General features: G+C 46.9%; 17 protein-coding genes. 7 read left to right on the top strand and 10 right to left on the bottom strand.

All coding sequences use genetic code 11. The annotated features are described in order from the left end of the window. Positions 1–3 precede the first annotated feature (3 nt). From rfbB to OCU74_RS12080, 9 genes are all read right to left on the bottom strand, one after another. Positions 4–1,071, bottom strand: a complete 1,068-nt coding sequence (gene rfbB / locus OCU74_RS12120) for a dTDP-glucose 4,6-dehydratase (RefSeq protein WP_087479973.1) — start codon at positions 1,069–1,071, stop codon at positions 4–6. A gap of 77 nt (positions 1,072–1,148) precedes the next feature. Beyond that, positions 1,149–2,690: a dGTPase gene (gene dgt, locus OCU74_RS12115; RefSeq protein ID WP_087479972.1), complete on the bottom strand. Its 1,542-nt coding sequence runs from the start codon at positions 2,688–2,690 to the stop codon at positions 1,149–1,151. 115 nt (positions 2,691–2,805) lie between these two features. Next, a complete protein-coding gene (locus tag OCU74_RS12110) occupies positions 2,806–3,231 on the bottom strand; it encodes a hypothetical protein (protein WP_087479971.1) in 426 nt (141 codons plus the stop codon). A 159-nt stretch (positions 3,232–3,390) separates the two neighbouring features. After that, entirely contained in the window at positions 3,391–4,290 is a 900-nt protein-coding gene (locus tag OCU74_RS12105; protein WP_087479970.1) for an L-ribulose-5-phosphate 3-epimerase, read from the bottom strand. A gap of 5 nt (positions 4,291–4,295) precedes the next feature. Beyond that, positions 4,296–4,943, bottom strand: a complete 648-nt coding sequence (locus OCU74_RS12100) for a 3-keto-L-gulonate-6-phosphate decarboxylase UlaD (protein WP_087479969.1) — start codon at positions 4,941–4,943, stop codon at positions 4,296–4,298. A 5-nt stretch (positions 4,944–4,948) separates the two neighbouring features. Next, positions 4,949–5,770, bottom strand: coding sequence for a Cof-type HAD-IIB family hydrolase (locus OCU74_RS12095; protein WP_087479968.1), 822 nt, complete (start codon positions 5,768–5,770; stop codon positions 4,949–4,951). A 5-nt stretch (positions 5,771–5,775) separates the two neighbouring features. Continuing rightward, complete coding sequence (locus OCU74_RS12090) at positions 5,776–6,486, bottom strand: L-ribulose-5-phosphate 4-epimerase (protein WP_087479967.1); 711 nt, start codon at positions 6,484–6,486, stop codon at positions 5,776–5,778. Between the two features lie 9 nt (positions 6,487–6,495). Next, positions 6,496–6,975 carry a PTS sugar transporter subunit IIA gene (locus OCU74_RS12085; RefSeq protein ID WP_087479966.1) on the bottom strand — a complete coding sequence of 160 codons (480 nt, stop codon included), beginning with the start codon at positions 6,973–6,975 and terminating at the stop codon, positions 6,496–6,498. Between the two features lie 107 nt (positions 6,976–7,082). Then, the gene (locus OCU74_RS12080; protein ID WP_087479965.1) at positions 7,083–8,843 is read right to left on the bottom strand and encodes a PTS ascorbate-specific subunit IIBC; all 1,761 of its coding nucleotides are present in this window, start codon (positions 8,841–8,843) and stop codon (positions 7,083–7,085) included. A 365-nt stretch (positions 8,844–9,208) separates the two neighbouring features. Between OCU74_RS12080 and ulaR the strand changes: the two genes are divergently transcribed. The 7 genes from ulaR to OCU74_RS12045 all read left to right on the top strand — a co-directional run bounded on the left by ulaR (position 9,209) and on the right by OCU74_RS12045 (position 15,806). Next, positions 9,209–9,964 (top strand): HTH-type transcriptional regulator UlaR, encoded by a 756-nt coding sequence (gene ulaR, locus OCU74_RS12075; RefSeq protein WP_087479964.1) that lies wholly within the window; start codon positions 9,209–9,211, stop codon positions 9,962–9,964. Between the two features lie 112 nt (positions 9,965–10,076). Continuing rightward, positions 10,077–11,144: an L-ascorbate 6-phosphate lactonase gene (gene ulaG / locus OCU74_RS12070; RefSeq protein WP_087479963.1), complete on the top strand. Its 1,068-nt coding sequence runs from the start codon at positions 10,077–10,079 to the stop codon at positions 11,142–11,144. A 606-nt stretch (positions 11,145–11,750) separates the two neighbouring features. Next, positions 11,751–12,788, top strand: a complete 1,038-nt coding sequence (locus tag OCU74_RS12065) for a hypothetical protein (protein WP_087479962.1) — start codon at positions 11,751–11,753, stop codon at positions 12,786–12,788. Between the two features lie 223 nt (positions 12,789–13,011). Beyond that, entirely contained in the window at positions 13,012–13,935 is a 924-nt protein-coding gene (locus OCU74_RS12060) for a C40 family peptidase (RefSeq protein WP_087479961.1), read from the top strand. A gap of 266 nt (positions 13,936–14,201) precedes the next feature. Continuing rightward, positions 14,202–14,666, top strand: coding sequence for a 2TM domain-containing protein (locus OCU74_RS12055; RefSeq protein ID WP_087479960.1), 465 nt, complete (start codon positions 14,202–14,204; stop codon positions 14,664–14,666). A 25-nt stretch (positions 14,667–14,691) separates the two neighbouring features. Continuing rightward, the gene (locus OCU74_RS12050; protein WP_087479959.1) at positions 14,692–14,997 is read left to right on the top strand and encodes a PTS fructose transporter subunit IIB; all 306 of its coding nucleotides are present in this window, start codon (positions 14,692–14,694) and stop codon (positions 14,995–14,997) included. Continuing rightward, the gene (locus OCU74_RS12045; RefSeq protein ID WP_087479958.1) at positions 14,994–15,806 is read left to right on the top strand and encodes a PTS sugar transporter subunit IIA; all 813 of its coding nucleotides are present in this window, start codon (positions 14,994–14,996) and stop codon (positions 15,804–15,806) included. The genes OCU74_RS12050 and OCU74_RS12045 overlap by 4 nt, the downstream gene beginning before the upstream one ends. Positions 15,807–15,815: 9 nt before the next feature. Here OCU74_RS12045 and OCU74_RS12040 read toward each other — a convergent pair whose 3' ends face one another. Continuing rightward, positions 15,816–16,664 carry an AraC family transcriptional regulator gene (locus tag OCU74_RS12040; RefSeq protein ID WP_087479957.1) on the bottom strand — a complete coding sequence of 283 codons (849 nt, stop codon included), beginning with the start codon at positions 16,662–16,664 and terminating at the stop codon, positions 15,816–15,818. Between the last annotated feature and the right edge of the window lie 124 nt (positions 16,665–16,788).

Here is a 16,788-nt window from a genome sequence, read left to right as displayed (position 1 = left end):
GCTTTACTCTCCAGTTCCTAATCGTTCTCTGGCATAAGAACCATCGAGGACGCGGCTCCACCATTCCTGATGATTTAAATACCATTGTACGGTTTTACGCAGGCCTGTCTCAAAAGTTTCTTCCGGGGTCCAGCCTAGATCGCGGCCGATTTTTCCGGCATCAATCGCATAACGCAGGTCATGTCCGGGTCTGTCGGTGACATAGGTAATCAAGTCTGTATATTTTGTAATATGGGCAGGTTTCTCGGGAACGAGTTCTTCAAGGAGAGAACAAATTGTTTTTACGACCTCGATATTGGTTTTTTCATTATGCCCGCCGATATTGTATGTTTCGCCAATTTTTCCTTCGCTAACAACCTGATATAAAGCCCGTGCATGATCTTCTACATATAACCAGTCACGAATCTGCATGCCATCCCCATAAACGGGAAGAGGTTTTCCTTCCAATGCATTCAGAATGATTAAAGGGATGAGTTTTTCCGGAAATTGATAGGGACCATAGTTATTCGAGCAGTTGGTAACAATGACGGGTAACTGGTAAGTACGCTGCCAGGCTCGAACCAGATGATCGCTGGAAGCTTTTGAAGCCGAGTAAGGACTGGAAGGGGCGTAGGGGGTTGTTTCTGTGAAAAGCTCATCGGTGCCAGCTAAGTCACCGTATACTTCGTCAGTAGATATATGATGAAAACGAAATGCGTTTCGACGTGTTTGATCTATCTGGCTCCAGTATTTCCGGGCAGCTTCCAGTAATGTATATGTGCCGACAATATTGGTTTCTATAAATGCTGCCGGCCCATCAATGGAACGGTCAACATGGCTTTCTGCTGCCAGATGCATGACAGCATCAGGTTGGTGTAGCTGGAATACGTTGTCCAAAGCATCATGATCACAGATATCAATCTGTGCAAATGAATAGCGTGGACTTGCAGAAATTTGCTCTGGCAGAGATTCAAGGTTACCGGCGTAAGTCAGTTTATCGATATTAATTACATGGTCATGTGTATTATCTATAATGTGTCGAATAACTGCCGAGCCGATAAATCCGGCTCCGCCGGTGATTAAAATTTTCATGAACAAAATCCTAAATATTCTGTTTGTTTATTTATTCTCTCGATGATTGTGATTATTTTGTTTTGGTACAGACCATATCATAAACTATCAATCACACTAAATGCCCTGAATTCATCAAAAGCATATTGATCGGTCATGCCGCTGATATAATCCTGAATCAGACGGACCCGGAAATAATACTCCCAGCTATCCTCACCAAATTCATAGCCACCAGGGAAGTGTTTCGCCTGAATTTCCTTCATTGAGTTTTCATAGGCACGCAGATGTTTGTTCGGCAATTTTTTATAGAGGCGGGACGGAAGCAGTGGTTTGCTTTTTCCGGCTGCGATGGCTTCAAACTGTGATCTGCTGAGTTCCAGCAGGGGTTTATAACAGTCGAGCAGACCAGTGATGATCTGATAGCCCTGTAGTTCCCGGGCCTCAACTTCTTTATCACAGAAAGCATGTTTCTTGGCGACTTTCTTCAGCGTTTCTACCAGTACATGTTCAGTACTGTCATCTTCAATCAGAGCCCGATCCAGACAACCGTTGTAGATGGTTTCAATATTATGGATGAACTGTTTCGCCGCATGTTTGGGCAACCGGCTACTGATCTCGACTCTTAAGGTAATAAAAAAGTGGCTGACAGCACAGTTATTGGCTCGCTTGGCACTCTCTTGCGCGGCTTGAACAATCGTATGGATGGTTTGCGGATCTGCGTGGGGAAAGCGGCCGCTGCCGATCAGTTTCTGATACTCTTGTTTCAGGGAAGCACTGGTCTGATCGATATCGATGATCCCTTTTTCTACCGCATCTTCGATATCGGCAACACCGTAAGAAATATCATCCGCGGCTTCCATAATATAAGAGAAAGGAGAACGGGTGCCTTTTTCCATGGAAAGTGAGCGGTAGAGATTGTCGATAAATGGTTCTTCACTCAGATAGAAGCCGACTTTTTTCTTCAGGTAGCGGAGTTCGCCATCGGCAAACTGATGACCCGATGCCGCCAGCTTTTTAGGGCTGAGCTCATCGCCACGGCGGGTATATTTCAGAATCGAGGAAATCTGCGTATAAGTCAGATTCAGGCTCAGAATCGAGTGAACCAGCCGCACGGCCTGCGCATTGCCTTCGAACTCCGTCAGGTCGCGTTGCAGTGGTTCCGGCAGTGGAATTGTTTCGGCTTTCAACGGAATATAAGTGTGGAACCAGTCATTGATCGCCTGTTCGCCGAAGTGACCAAAAGGGGGATTTCCCACATCATGCATCAGACACGCCATTTCTACGATGGATTCAAAGTGGCGTTCTAAGTCTTCAAGGCCGAATTGAGTCGCATCCAGTTGGGGATCTTTATCCAGCATTTTATAGATCTGCTGCACAATATGCCGGCCAACCTGCTGAACTTCCAGCGAGTGAGTCAAACGGCTGCGGACGGACGAGTTCCGTTCCAGCGGAAAGACCTGAGTTTTCTGTTGCAGACGGCGAATCGCCGCTGAATTAATGATGCGCCCCCGGTCACTTTCAAAGTGATACAACTGAGGAATCTTTCCATTGTGATTGTATGGAATGATACTTTCTTCTTTCCCGTTACTTTGATCGTAAGGGCGGTTAAATCTGAATCTGGCTCTGAAATCTATACGCATAGCATGACTCGTTTCATCAATGTAACGCTGATGTTTCCTATTTAAAACAGATTTTTAAACAAATGAAAACAGATTCTTATGATTATCGTGATTTGCTGGTGCCGGAAGAGTGAGTTTATGATCGGGTTTGAATAAACTTACTGTAGGAACTGACCTGACCGTTAATATACTCGATACCACAATGGATATTATTATCAGCACATCCGACAATCTGGTATTCAATAATAAATTCCCCACTGATGACTTTGATAAACAGAAACCCGTCAACGACTTTCCACAACCCCTGCAAAGCTTTATCACTGAATAGATCCTGTTCGGTCAGTGTGCCGTTTGGCTGGAGAAACAGCGTTGAAGAGAAGCCGTCAATGTTTACTTTGACCCAGGGCTGATGGTGAACTTCATAAGAGAGAATCTTGCGCCGTTTTTTGAGCCAGTTTTGCAGTGCCTGTCCCTGTGTCGGCGAGAGTTCCGGTAAGTCTTCCATTTCAAGCAGGGTGTGATGTTTTTCGTACCAGAAGAGTTGTAGATGGAGTAATTTCATCGAATTGCGACAGAGGCCTGTGTTATGCACAAGCATTCACTTTGCGACAACAGAGAGAATAAGTCAATTTATCTGCTTGCAGCTCAGGAGAACCGGGCGTGTCCGGTCTGGCAGAAAAAGAGCAGACATCAAAATGTCTGCCCGGTGGTCAGTTGATTTTTAATGAGTCGTGGTAGCGAACTCCGGAAATAACTGCGGAAGATTCGCTGCCGTGCAGGCTTGATTGAGACGTTGTTGGGCGGTGTGAATATTCTCCTGCCAGTGCTCATCCTGAGCCCACATTTCAAGCACTAACGGCACCACACAGTCGAGTTGTTTCAGGGTGCTGAATACTGCCTGAAAATCGACTTCTCCTTCACCGATCACCAGATCCCGGAATTGTCCCGGATAACCGGGCCTGACCTGATGGGTATCTTTCAGGTGGATCTGCGTGATATGCGGCAGACTGAGCGCCAGCTCTGTACAGATATCATAGTTCCACCCACTGATATTTCCGACATCGGGGTAAGCCGTGAAGTAAGGGGAGTTAACGGCCCGGTTGAGAACTTCAAACTTACTCAGCGCATTGAGATATGGCGTATCCATAATTTCTACCGCCAGCATAATACCGGCTCGTTCCGCCAGCTTTGCCGCCCGTTTCATTCCAGCGACAAAATAGGTATGGGTTTGCAGGCTGGCGGGTTCGTAGTAAACATCATATCCGGCCAGCTGAATGATCCGGATTCCCAGTTTGTAAGCCAGTGTGATCGCTTTTTCCAGATGTAAATCAGCCTGTTGACGAACTTCCGGGTCCATCGAACCGAACGGAAATTTACGGTGCGCACTCAGACACATGGAATGGAGTGGCACCTGATGTTGCTCGCACAGATGACGTAAGCCATAAATCGTTTCATTATCCCAGTCGAGGCGACTGCGTCGTTCGTCTGACTCGTCGATCGAGATCTCAAGAAAATCGAATCCCAGCGACCGGGTTGCCGTGAGCTTTTCTTCCCACGTCATGGTCGCAGGAAGCGCTTTTTCGTATAGCCCGGTCCGGTGGCGTTGTACATGCTGATACATAGGATTTACCCCCAGAAACGTTCAATCTGTCCTTTCAGTGCTTCTGCTGTTTCTCTGCCTTTCTCTCCGGCCAGAGCTCTTCCGGCAATGAAGGTTTTGGCTTTGATGCCTTCAAAAAGATAGAGATCTTCCGGCACAATCCCGCCGGTAATCGAGAGTTCCAGTCCTAAGTCTGAAAGCTGGCGCATCTTGTCCAGATCTGCGGGAGTCCAGCCGACACCAGCCAGTTCTGCATCGCGGGAGCGGTGATAAATCGCCTGAGTAATTCCCAAATCAACCCACGATTTTGCATCATCCATGGTCCAGTTGCCGTAAATTTCAATCTGAATTTCACCGTTGAATTCGTCAGCAACTTTTTTGCAGGCACCGATGGTTGCGATGTGCGCTGCGGCGGAAACCGTGATCCAGTCTGCTCCGGCTTCAAATGCCATTCGTGCCAGAATAGCGCCGCCGTCGGTTGTTTTCATATCACAGACCAGAATATGCTCCGGATGATTGTGACGCAGTGTCTGGACGGCATTCATCCCTTCGGCAAAAGCCAGAATGGTGCCGACTTCGATGACATCGACAAAACTTTCGACACGCCGGGCAACTTCAATCGCTGATGTCAGGTCGGTCTGGTCTAAAGCAATTTGAATCATGGGTAGGGTCATGAGATTTATCCTTGAATTTTCTGTCGTATGAGATGAGCGATGCCATCTCCGTTGTTATCGGTCAGACAGATCTGTTTGGCGTGAGATTTCACCGTGTCGTCGGCATTGTGCATAGCAACGCCCAGCCCGGCATAGGTTAGCATTGAGATATCGTTGTGATTATCACCGATGGCGATGACATGGTTCGCATCGTATCCCAGTGCTGCTACATATTCGGCCAGTCGTTTGCCTTTGGTATTGCCTTTGGCTGCAAAATCGATGCGATTCGACCAGGACAGTTCTCCGTTGAACTTCTCTTTCACCCAAGGGTGTTCCGAGAGGCGTTCGACAGAGCTGGGCAGGCCTTCGACAACGAATTTCCAGACGTGATCTGCCTGTTCTACTAATTCATGGAACGAGTCAATCCGGTGAATCTGAGGACGAATCGATTCAGGGTATTGGCTGGCCCATTTCTCCAGTGCTTCCATATAGGCAATCGGATTATGTTTGGAGTAGTTCATGGTATGCGTGACATACAGAACCATTTTCATTTGGTACTGATTTGCCAGATCGATGAACTTCAGTGCATCGGCTTTATCGACCGCGTCATATTGCAACACGGAGTCGGTCTGATAGTCGTAAACATAAGTCCCGTTGCAGCAAATAATCGGGGTATTCAGCCCCAGCTCAAGATAGTAGGGTTTTGCTGCGGTGTGGTGACGACCGGTGACGATGAGGACATGACATTGGTCCTGAACCTCCTGAATCGCCTTTTTCACTTCAGGATGAATGGTATGTTCGTTCGTCAGCACGGTGCCGTCCAAATCTAATGCAAGCACTTTATACATGTGGGTTACCTTTGTCCGTAATAAGCATTTACGCCATGTTTACGCAGGTAATGTTTATCGGAAAGCTCCGGTTGAATCGTAATCTCCTGATTCAGAGCCCGGGTTGAGATCGCCATGGCTGAGATTTCCTCCAACACCACCGCGTTATGTACGGCGTCGTTCGCATCAATCCCCCATGAAAAAGGTGCATGTCCTGCAACAATTACACTGGGGACAGACATCGGTTCAATATGGCGTATGTGAAACGTTTCGACAATCACCAATCCGGTATTCTTTTCATACGCTCCGGCAATTTCTTCCGGGGACAGCAGACGGGTGCAGGGAATATCGCCATAAAAATAATCGGCATGCGTGGTGCCGAGTGCCGGAATATCCCGCCCGGCCTGTGCCCATATGGTCGCGTGGCGCGAATGGGTATGGACAATCCCGCCGACCTGAGGAAAGGCTTTATAAATTTCCAGATGGGTTGCGGTGTCACTGGACGGACTGAGCTTTCCTTCGACCAGATTTCCTTCCAGATCGACGACGACGATGTCATCGACAGTCATGGCGTCGTATTCAACGCCTGAGGGTTTGATTGCAATAACGCCTGTGGTCCGGTCGATTTCAGATACGTTTCCCCAGGTGAACGTGACCAGCCCGTAGCGGGGGAGTTTCAGGTTTGCTTCCAGAACCTTCTGTTTTAAGGCCCGGTATGGATGGAACAGATCTGACATGATGGCTCCTCAGGCGGCGGCTTCTGCGAGTGCTGCGTCGATCACCCGTAATACGTCTTCTTTGCTCCGGCAACGGCGCAGTTTATCCAGATCAACCCCGGTCTCACTTTCTTCGTCATCCAGCACCTGAGTGACTTCCATCAGCCCTTCCATATGTTCATCAGAAGAACTGCCAGCCAGTGTGATAAGCACATCGACCGGTTCATCTTCACCTACAAAGTAGACGGGGGTTTCCAGAGTAACTAAGGCAAAAGCGGTGCGGATAACACCATTTTCCGGGCGGGCATGCGGCATCGCCAGTTGCGGTGCGATGACGATATAAGGCCCAAGCTCCTCTACGCTACTGATGATGGCGTCGTGGTAAGAAGGCTGAATTGCACCGGATGCGATCAGCATATCGGTGCCGATTTTGACGGCTTCACGCCAGTCTGAGGCTGATGCCTGTAAGCGGATAGAATCGTTGTCGATGAGTGACTGTTTCAGTCCCATAGTTATGTCTCCGGTGTGGGCTCTGTCCTCTCTGGGGGAGTTCTCCTGAACAGAGATGAGAGGACAGAAGCCCGTGTGTGTTAAATCATGATGTTATTTGTTATTTGTTATTTGTTATTTGCGAAGTTCTTATTGATGATGTCCAGCAGTTCGTCACCGAAGGAATTCGGGTTCAGCATGTTCTGTACGCCAAGGACAAACTTACCTTCTCCCGGATCCATCTCAGCAGAGAGATGTCTGGATGAAACAATGATATCGGTGGTTGCCAGCTTGGACTTGTAGTCAGATACAGCACAGGAATCCATCACGTGCGGAATACCTTTTTTCTCCAGATATTTACCGATCTTCATTTTCATCATCATCGATGAGCCCTGACCATTACCGCAGACCGCTAGAATGCTGACCGGGCGTTGGCCGTCATAGGTTTGCAGTGCTTTTTCTACCGCTGCGAGTACTTCGGGTTCTTCACTGACTTCAACCATGCCCTGAGCATCTTCTTCTGCCCGCAGGCGTTTTGACGCGAAGAACATATACACAACCGCTAAACCGATCAGCACGAAGAGGAACAGTTTAGACATGGATAATCCCTGCATAACCGGAGGGAAAACCAGTGCCCAGTCAGCCATTCCCATCCAGCCATTGAATTCTGCACCGTACTGACTGAACAGATCGATTGCCCATGCAGAACCAACCACCTCAATGATGCCCATCACGAAACAGATCTTCATCACTGCACGCCAGCCGCCGAAGTGGTTGGCAAAAACACCGATGGTGGCATTGGAGAAGAACATCGGAATAAATCCGGGAATAATCATGATTGGAGCGTCGAAAGCCAGCATGGCAAGCACAGCAGTGAACTGACCGATAGCGCCCCACATGAAACCAAATACCATCGCATTCGGAGAGAACGCATAGATCGCGGCACAGTCAATCGCCAGTACTGCATTGGGAATCACGCGCTCGGATATGCCTTTAAATGCCTCAGAGAGTTCGGCAACGAACATCCGTACCCCGGCAACGATCACCTGAATAGCTACTGCAAACTTCAGACCGGTTTCGAGAATGTAAATAGTCCAGTGAGTTTTACCGGCCATGGCCTGTAAGTTATCCAGACCGAAAGAGAGCAGGATAATGCCGAAGAAAACGGTCATGACAATCGCTGTGGCCGCGATACTGTCGTGGAATATATGCAGCCATCCGGGAAGTTTGAGGTGATCGACACTATCGTTTTTGTCACCAAGTTTGGGAGCAACTTTAGTGGCAATCCAGGAAGCGACCTGTTGCTGGTGGCCGATTGAGAATCCGGCTCCGCCGGTAACAGCTTCCGTTGGTTTGAACATAATATTGGATGAAATGCCCCAGTACAGCGCCATCAGAATGGCTGAACAGATAATGGTTTCCCACATACCGGCACCGGTAATGAGGTAAAAGACGGCGATCAGACCGGCTTGCTGGAACATGATGTGCCCGGTCAGCATGATGGTGCGGATACCGGTATAGCGGCGGAACAGAACCAGAAGAATGTTGATGGCCAGCGCCAGCAATACCGCATAGCCGACCCATGAATAGCGTTCACCCATCGTTTCCATGGTCGCCATCATCGCCGTATATGGATCAATGACTGAACCCGTTAGACCGTGGTATTCGGATAGTTTGGCAATCACAGGTTTAAAACCTGCAACCAGTGTACCTGCACCGACCTGAACCAGCATAAAACCAACGATGGTTTTAATCGTTCCTTTCAAAATGGTCGTTGCATCTCTTTTAAGCAACCAGTAACCGATAAGAGTGACCAAACCAAGTAGTAGCGGGGCTTTGGTCATCACCTGGCTGTAAAAAATATAGAAGATGTTATACAAGAACTCCATATCTTTACCCCTAGATATATTTGTATTTGTCGTTAGATGTAGGTCAGAGTGATTCCGTCATGTGATATGCAGGAATCGATTTGTTTTGCTCACGGGATAGACTTTAACAATCATTTTTAATCATTCAATGATTGTTTTTGATTGATTTGATTTATATCAATTTTGTCCGGTATGAGATGCTATAAATGCTACGCTGATCACTAGATAAAGGTATTTTTATTTATAAACAATAACTTACATTATTATGTGATTTATCACTCAGTTTTTTCTGGGTATTATTTGACATCAAAACGAATGAGCAATAGAATCAAAACAAATCAAATATAATCACAAGTAATCACTTGGTGAGAAATAGGGTGATACATATGAATGAAGTCCAGAGACATCATGGCATTCTGTCTTTGCTGGAAGAGAAACAATCGATCAATGTGTCTCACATTATCGAAGCATTCAATGTTTCTCCGGCAACTGCCCGCCGCGACATCTCAAAACTTGATGAGCTGGGTAAACTGAGAAAGGTCCGTAATGGAGCTGAGCGTATCGTTGGTAAAAAGAAGAAGTGGACACCACTGAATATCGACAGTACCGAACACTACCGGGAAAAATCACTGATTGCCAGACGTGCTGCCGAGCTGTGTCAGCCGGGAGATAGTGTGGTGATCAACTGTGGTTCAACTGCGTTTATGCTCGGGCAGCAGTTGTGCGGACAGGATGTGCAGATCGTAACCAATTACTTTCCGCTGGCAAGTTATCTGATCAATGAGGATCACGAAGATGTCATCATCATCGGTGGTCAGTACAACAAAGCCCAGAATATCTTTCTGAATCCGGCTCCGGATGCATTGGGAGGTTATGCCGGTCACTGGATGTTTACCAGCGGAAAAGGGCTGACGGAAAACGGATTGTATAAAGCGGATATGTTAACCGCTGTCGCAGAACAGCAAATGCTGGAACAGATCGATAAGCTGGTTGTGGTAGTCGACAGTTCCAAAGTCGGTCAGCGGACCGGCATGATGTTCTGCCCGGCCAGTAAGATCGATATCGTCATCACGGGAAAAGATGCACCGGCAAATGTTGTCAGTGCACTGGAAGCTCAGGGAACACAGGTCATTCTGGTGTAACCCGGCAGTACTCTGAACCGATAATTTTTTAGCAGGTGCTTTGACTGATGTGAAAGCGCCACGGCTCCCTACATTCAAAATTTACAATAAATCTGAAATAAAAGGTGTTGTTATGAGCAAGGTAAACGAAATTACACGCGAATCGTGGATCCTCAGTACTTTCCCTGAGTGGGGAACCTGGCTGAACGAAGAAATCGAAAAGACTGTTGTCGAGCCGAATACTTTTTCAATGTGGTGGCTGGGATGTACCGGCATCTGGCTGAAAACTGAAGGCAATACCAATTTGTCGATCGATTTCTGGTGCGGCACCGGAAAAAGAACGCAGAAAAATGCACTGATGAAGAACCAGCATCAGATGATGCGCATGGGCGGTGTGCGTGAGCTTCAGCCAAACCTGAGAACTTCCCCTTTTGTAATGGATCCGTTTGCCATTAAAGAGATTGATGCGGTTCTGGCTTCTCATGACCATGCGGATCATATTGATGTCAATGTTGCGGCGGCTGTCTTACAAAACTGCGGTGAGCATGTGAAATTTATCGGCCCACAGGCCTGTGTCAATCTCTGGACCAGTTGGGGCGTACCGTCGGAGCGCTGCATTGTGGCCAAAGTCGGTGACTGTATCGAAGTCGGAGATGTGAAGATCAAGGTGCTGGACTCTTTTGACCGGACTGCGCTGGTTACATTGCCAGAAGGTGTTTCATCTTACGATAAAGCAATTCTGGACGGGATGGATGATCGTGCCGTGAACTATCTGATTGAAACCACCGGTGGTTCGGTGTATCACTCCGGTGATTCGCACTATTCAAACTATTACGCCAGACATGGTAACGAATACCAGATTGATGTTGCGTTACTTTCTTATGGTGAAAACCCGCGTGGTGTGACCGATAAAATGACCGCTTCAGATATTTTACGTGCCGGCGAAGCGCTGGACTGTGAAGTGGTTGTGCCGTTCCACCACGATATCTGGGCAAACTTCCAGAATGACCCGCGGGAAATTGAAGTCTTGTGGCAGATGAAGAAAGAGCGCCTGCAATACGGTTTTGCACCATTCTTCTGGCAGGTTGGTGGTAAATATACTTATCCGACAGACAAAGGCCGGATGCATTATCAGCATTTCCGGGGCTTCCGTGATATCTTCACCGATGAGCCTGAATTACCGTATAAGGCGTTTTTGTAAGTGATGCAGTGGTAAGAACATCATCGTAAATACAATCGATATCCTTCTGTTCAGAATATCTTTCCGTCCAATGAATCTCTTTGTTGTTTATTGGACGGTTCTCATCTTTACTCCTCCCGACTTATAGACATTGGATAATCATCATAATGATGATTGTCTGAGCATATTCTCATATACAAAACTCATAGGATGAATATATTCCATGTAAGTTATTTGTTGCCTGTTTAAGTTATTTTTCCTAACTGTTAATCGTGAGTTGTAAATATGTTTTCTATATGAGTTAGAGTAAAAATATCATGATGAGATAACGTTGAAATGTCCTTATGTTCACTTATATTTAATTTTTGAAGGTTATTTATAGCATGTGGTTTCTAGGGGCTGTTGATCTTTCGTGGTTGAATTTTGTTCAGATGAACCCGCCGGGCAGCATTTGTCACCCATTTATCCGGCGTTAGGTCATGGTTCATGTAGAGCGCTACACTTCACATGACCTGTCTTGGTTAAATGAACGACAAATTGCTGCAAAAAACATCACGAAAGGTCAACAGCCCCTAAAGTCAGTCATGATTGACGTGCCCGGCTGCATGAGAAGGATATAAGATTAGAATGGATAGAATTTATCGTGCTGCAATACTGGAAGGAAGCAGCTTCGTCGGCGGAGAATTATATAGAATACTCAGTTACCATCCGAATATAAGTGTCACCTTTATCTCTTCGGAGTCTGAATCCGGAGAATTGGTTGAACGTTATAATGAAAGATTCCGTTACCAGCGTGTTCAACCAATGCTGCGGTATTTACCTTTAGATAAGTTAGATGATCACTATGATCTGATTTTTTCCTGTCTGCCTCAGGAAAAATTATCGGCACTGTTACCAGATCTTGGCCAACACAGTACACGAATACTGAACCTTAGCGGTGGAGATGGATTTCAATCGATGGACCGTAATGGCATCTTTACACTTTCGTCACCAGCCGACTTAGCCGCCAGTATCCGATGCCAGTTTTTTATCCCGGAACTGACGGTGCCGGATCTATCGGTATCGATGATTCAGCTGCCCGGAGGGATTGCTGCTGCTTCGATCTATGCATTATATCCGCTGATTCGCCATCACATGATTTCAGGCGATATTCTGATTGAAGCGAAGGTCGGTTCAACTTTTAATGAGGATATTTCCGCCGCAGTATATGCAGAGCGGCTGAATAACTTTTGTTTACATGATGCTTTTCATCATGTGCAGCTTCCCGAAATAGAAACGCTAAAACAATATACTAATGAACCGTTGGATATTATTTTTTCCGCATTTGATCTGGATATTCTGCGTGGTGTGTATATCACCGCATATAGTACGCTGAATGAAGGATTTACCGTAAAAGATGTGAAGCGTACTTATTTTTCTACCTATAAAGATTCTCCTTTTATTTATTACCTCATCAATGGTCAGACACCTATGTTAAAAACGGTTTGCGGCACTAATAATGCGGAAGTTTCTACTGTGGTCAAACATAACAAGTGTCTTTCTATCTGTTCCCTTGATAATTTAATCAAAGGTGCTGCCGGTCAGGCAGTTCAGGCTGCAAATCTGTATTTGGGACTTGACCCGTCTGCCGGGCTGGATAGTCTGAGTCATATCCCGTGGCCATAGTCGTATCTTCTTTTTCTGCTATCGTCGGAATGTTCTGATTCCCGGAGATAAATCTCCATTCAGTCCTGAAAAGTTATTTTCCCGAAGGAACTTTCAGCACATCTTGCCACTTACTACCTGAGCCGGCCTGCAAACATGATATGAAACCGTTTTACCTAGTGTTTGACAGGATTTTCCGGCAATCGACAACAATGAATGAAGTCAGAGGGGTAAAGATAGGTTTATGGTTGATCGTGTAGCTGATCATGGTGTGGTGAATACTTCGCTGATGGGAATGAATGTTCATGAGCAGGAGAAAAAAGGCCAGTTACAATCCGGGGGAAACAGTTTTCAGGTCGCTCTTAAAGCGCATAGCTCCAGTGACGGTATGGCTTTTTTTTCACAGGCGACGGAGCTGTTAGCGGAGAAAGAGGCTTTTTCTGGCAATCCGGGTCAGTCTGTACGCCGTGAGGATATTTCCGGTGAACAGGGAAATGATGTTGGTGGGCAGAAGTTGTCTATGGTGAAAGCATCATCAACCTCTGCGATTGATCATCTGCCGAAATTATCAATGAGTGATCTTTGCCAGGGCGATATCCTGTTTATGCAGGATTCAACCTCCAGAATGACACACTTTTCGATCTCCGCAGCGCAGTTCATTTCGAATCCGTTCCACATCAAATCTTCCGGGATGACACATGTCATGCTTTATGCCGGTGACGGTAAAATTCTGGAAGCCAGTGGTGCCGGGTATATTCGGGAATCAGAATTGAAAGATGAACATCATCTGAAATTCCGGGTGCTCAGGCTGAAGGATTCAGATATTGCTCAAGAGTCAGTTAATCAGGGCAAACTCAGTGTCGGTAAACGGGAGCAGGATAAGAATTACGGCAACTATTCACTCCGTGGAACCGGCGGGTTATTACGCAGCAGTACTTTCAGCCACAAAGCAGAGCGGGATCTGAATAAACTGGTCAATGATGAACAGTTCTATAAAACCCACTGTAGCGGCTTTGTTGGCGGATTACTGCAAAAGGCCGAATACCAGTTGAATGGTGAGCTGGATACGATGAAAATTCATACCAAACACACTTCGCCGAAGAAACTCTACGAGCATCTGCGGCATAGTAAAGATGTGGAATTGGTCGGGGTGATACATATCAAATAATTCTTATGAGGAGAGCGGTCGTCGGGAAGGGTTATCAATGAGTGCACTGAGTTCTCTGTCAATTGGGTTATACTGGTCGGGGAAATACCGGAATTCACACCATTGATCACGGAGAAAGGAAACAACCCGGATCACTGGAAAAAGTGTAGGTATTGTCTAACTTATTGATTTAAAGGTGCTGTCGTATTTGTGTCAGGTGGATGCCGTTCTGCTTTTCACTGTGATATGACAATATTACTGCTGACGATTCAGACAGAGAGAACAAGATGAATATTCGGAAACGACGTTTGCAAAAAGGGTGGTCACAGGAACAACTGGCGCAGTTGAGCGGGCTTAATATCCGGACGATTCAACGGATTGAGCGTGATCAAAAACCAAGCCTGGAATCCCTGAATGCATTAGCGGCCGTTTTTGAAATTGAACTCTCTGAACTACAGGGAGAGCAGGATATGCATAAAACCAGTCAAATCAGTGAAGAAGAACGCGCAATCAGTTACGTCCGGGATATCAAAGGATTCTATTCTCATGCCATCACCTATTGTCTGGTGATTACACTGTTGTTTATTATTAATTTTTCTGTCAACAGTGATTATATCTGGGCCTGGTGGCCGATGCTGGGGTGGGGAATCGGTCTGATTTCTCACGGGTTGAATGTGTTTGAGGTATTCAATCTTTTTGGCCCGAACTGGGAGCGGAAACAGATTGAAAAACGTCTCGGACGGAAGTTGTAGCCAACGTTAATCGAAAGGAATGCTCATGAAGGTTGTTGCCGTCACCGCGTGTCCGACCGGAATCGCACACACATATATGGCTGCCGAGCAGCTTCTCAGGGCTGCCGGTCATCGGGGCGTGTCGATTAAAGTCGAGACTCAGGGCGCGATGGGGATAGAAAATGAGCTGACCGTGGCAGATATTGTTGCTGCGGATATCCGTATGATTGTGTCGGATATCGAGATCGAAGAGAAATCCCGTTTTAAAGGGTGTCAGGTCTTTCACTTTTCAATTGAAGAAGTGTTAATCAACGCCGAACAAGTCTTAGAGACTTGTCTGAGAAAAGCATGATTACCACCCGGATTACTTTTTTACTCAAAGACGAAGGACTTCCTGGCTGGCAGGTCAGCGCACTGAAACAGTTGTGCGGTTATTTCCGTTCGATTTTCGTGTTTTATAATCTGAGCCGGGGCAAGCATACCCGGCTCAGTCAGTCACTCAACGTACTCAGCCTGAAAAACAGTGCCGGGCATCTGTGTCAGATTGCCATTGAAGGACTCGATGCTGAACTGGCCTGTATGGTGTTCACTGAATATCTCAGTGAACAAACCATTCTGCTCTCCACTTCACACCGCAAAAATCATGCAGCGGAACAGCTGTTTGCCAGTCATCCGGCATTTTCTCTGCCATTTGCGTATCGCTGGGATTATGAATGTCACGCCGGATTTGCCGATAAGCTCTCAGCACTGCATTATCTTGCTGCCCGAATTGCCCCCGGGCAGACCAGAAAGCTGCTGGAGCAGTTTTGTCTGCGGGAAAAGATTTCTACAACCGCACTCCCGAATCGGGTGGCTCTGCCACATGTGATGAGTGATGCTGTTGCAACGCCGGTGTTAATGGTAATGCCGCTGGCACAGCCACTGGACTGGCAGTCGGCGTGTGCACCGGTATCATTAGTGATTGGTCTGGTGTTACCTCAGCCGCTCAACCGGGAGGTTGTCACGGCAATGACCCGTCTGACCCGCTGGCTGATCGACGATCTGAATGTTCAGCTTCTGCTTGATGCGAAACGGGAAGAAACCCTGAAGGGGATTTTGCTGCATGTCATGGCTCACAGTGAGCCGGAGACGTCCTCTGAGCAGTCTCTTACTACGGATTAACTCTTGTGTTCAATCAAGACGGGTCCGGTATTCCGAGGGTGTCATGCCGGTTTTGGTTTTAAACACCCGACAGAAATAATTCACATCCTGAAAACCGCACCGCTCAGCCACTTCACTAAGACGGAACTGATACTTTTTCAGCATGAATTTGGCCCGATCGATCCGCACCCAGGCGATATAATCGGCCAGCGTCATATGTCCCTGCTGATGGAACAGCCGGGAGAGGTGATTGGCGGAAATACTGAAGCGTGAAGCGATCGAATCCCGGCTGATTCCGCGATGAAAATTCTCCTGAATATAAATACAGATGCCCTGATAGAGATCTTCGCTGCGGCTTTTGGCTGAAAGCTCCGGCTGGCGGAGAATACTCTGAGTATAAGTCAGCAGGGCACAGAGCAGGTGTTCATCCATCGGTGATTTTTGCGGCTCCCGGGCCAGTGCATTCAGGCTTTCCAGAATATTATCGATCGCATAGCCGGTTCGCATCTGCACACTGTGTTTCTGCACATCGTAAAAACCTTCGGTTCCCTTACGTTTGGCGACAAAACTGAATCCGATCTGTCTGCGTCCGTACAGCAGGCTGATGACGGAGCATTCGTCCTGCCAGTCCGGTTTATTCCAGCAGTTCGGTGGAATATAAAGCGCGTTCCCTGACTGAATATTGATGGTGCTGATTCCGTGCAATTCGTCTTCAATCTGATTGCAGTAATTGCCTTTGAGTGCAATTTCCAGCCGGGGAAAGTTCACCTGATAACTGAATGGCGGTGGTGTGTGTTGATCTCCGGCAAACCAGATGCGCTGACAGCACTCCCGCTCGTCAATAATTGCTTCAATCAGGTGATGAAATACTTGGCTCATGGTTTTCTACCGGCACTCATTTGCGCAGGATTTTACGATCATTCATCTTGTTATGACCGTTCATTTTGTTATAACCATTCCTCTTGTTATAACCATGCATCATTCTGTCTTCGCACCATTTATT

Source organism: Vibrio mangrovi (genome assembly GCF_024346955.1).
Taxonomy (GTDB): Bacteria; Pseudomonadota; Gammaproteobacteria; order Enterobacterales; family Vibrionaceae; genus Vibrio; species Vibrio mangrovi.
This window is presented reverse-complemented; position numbering and strand designations above follow the sequence as displayed.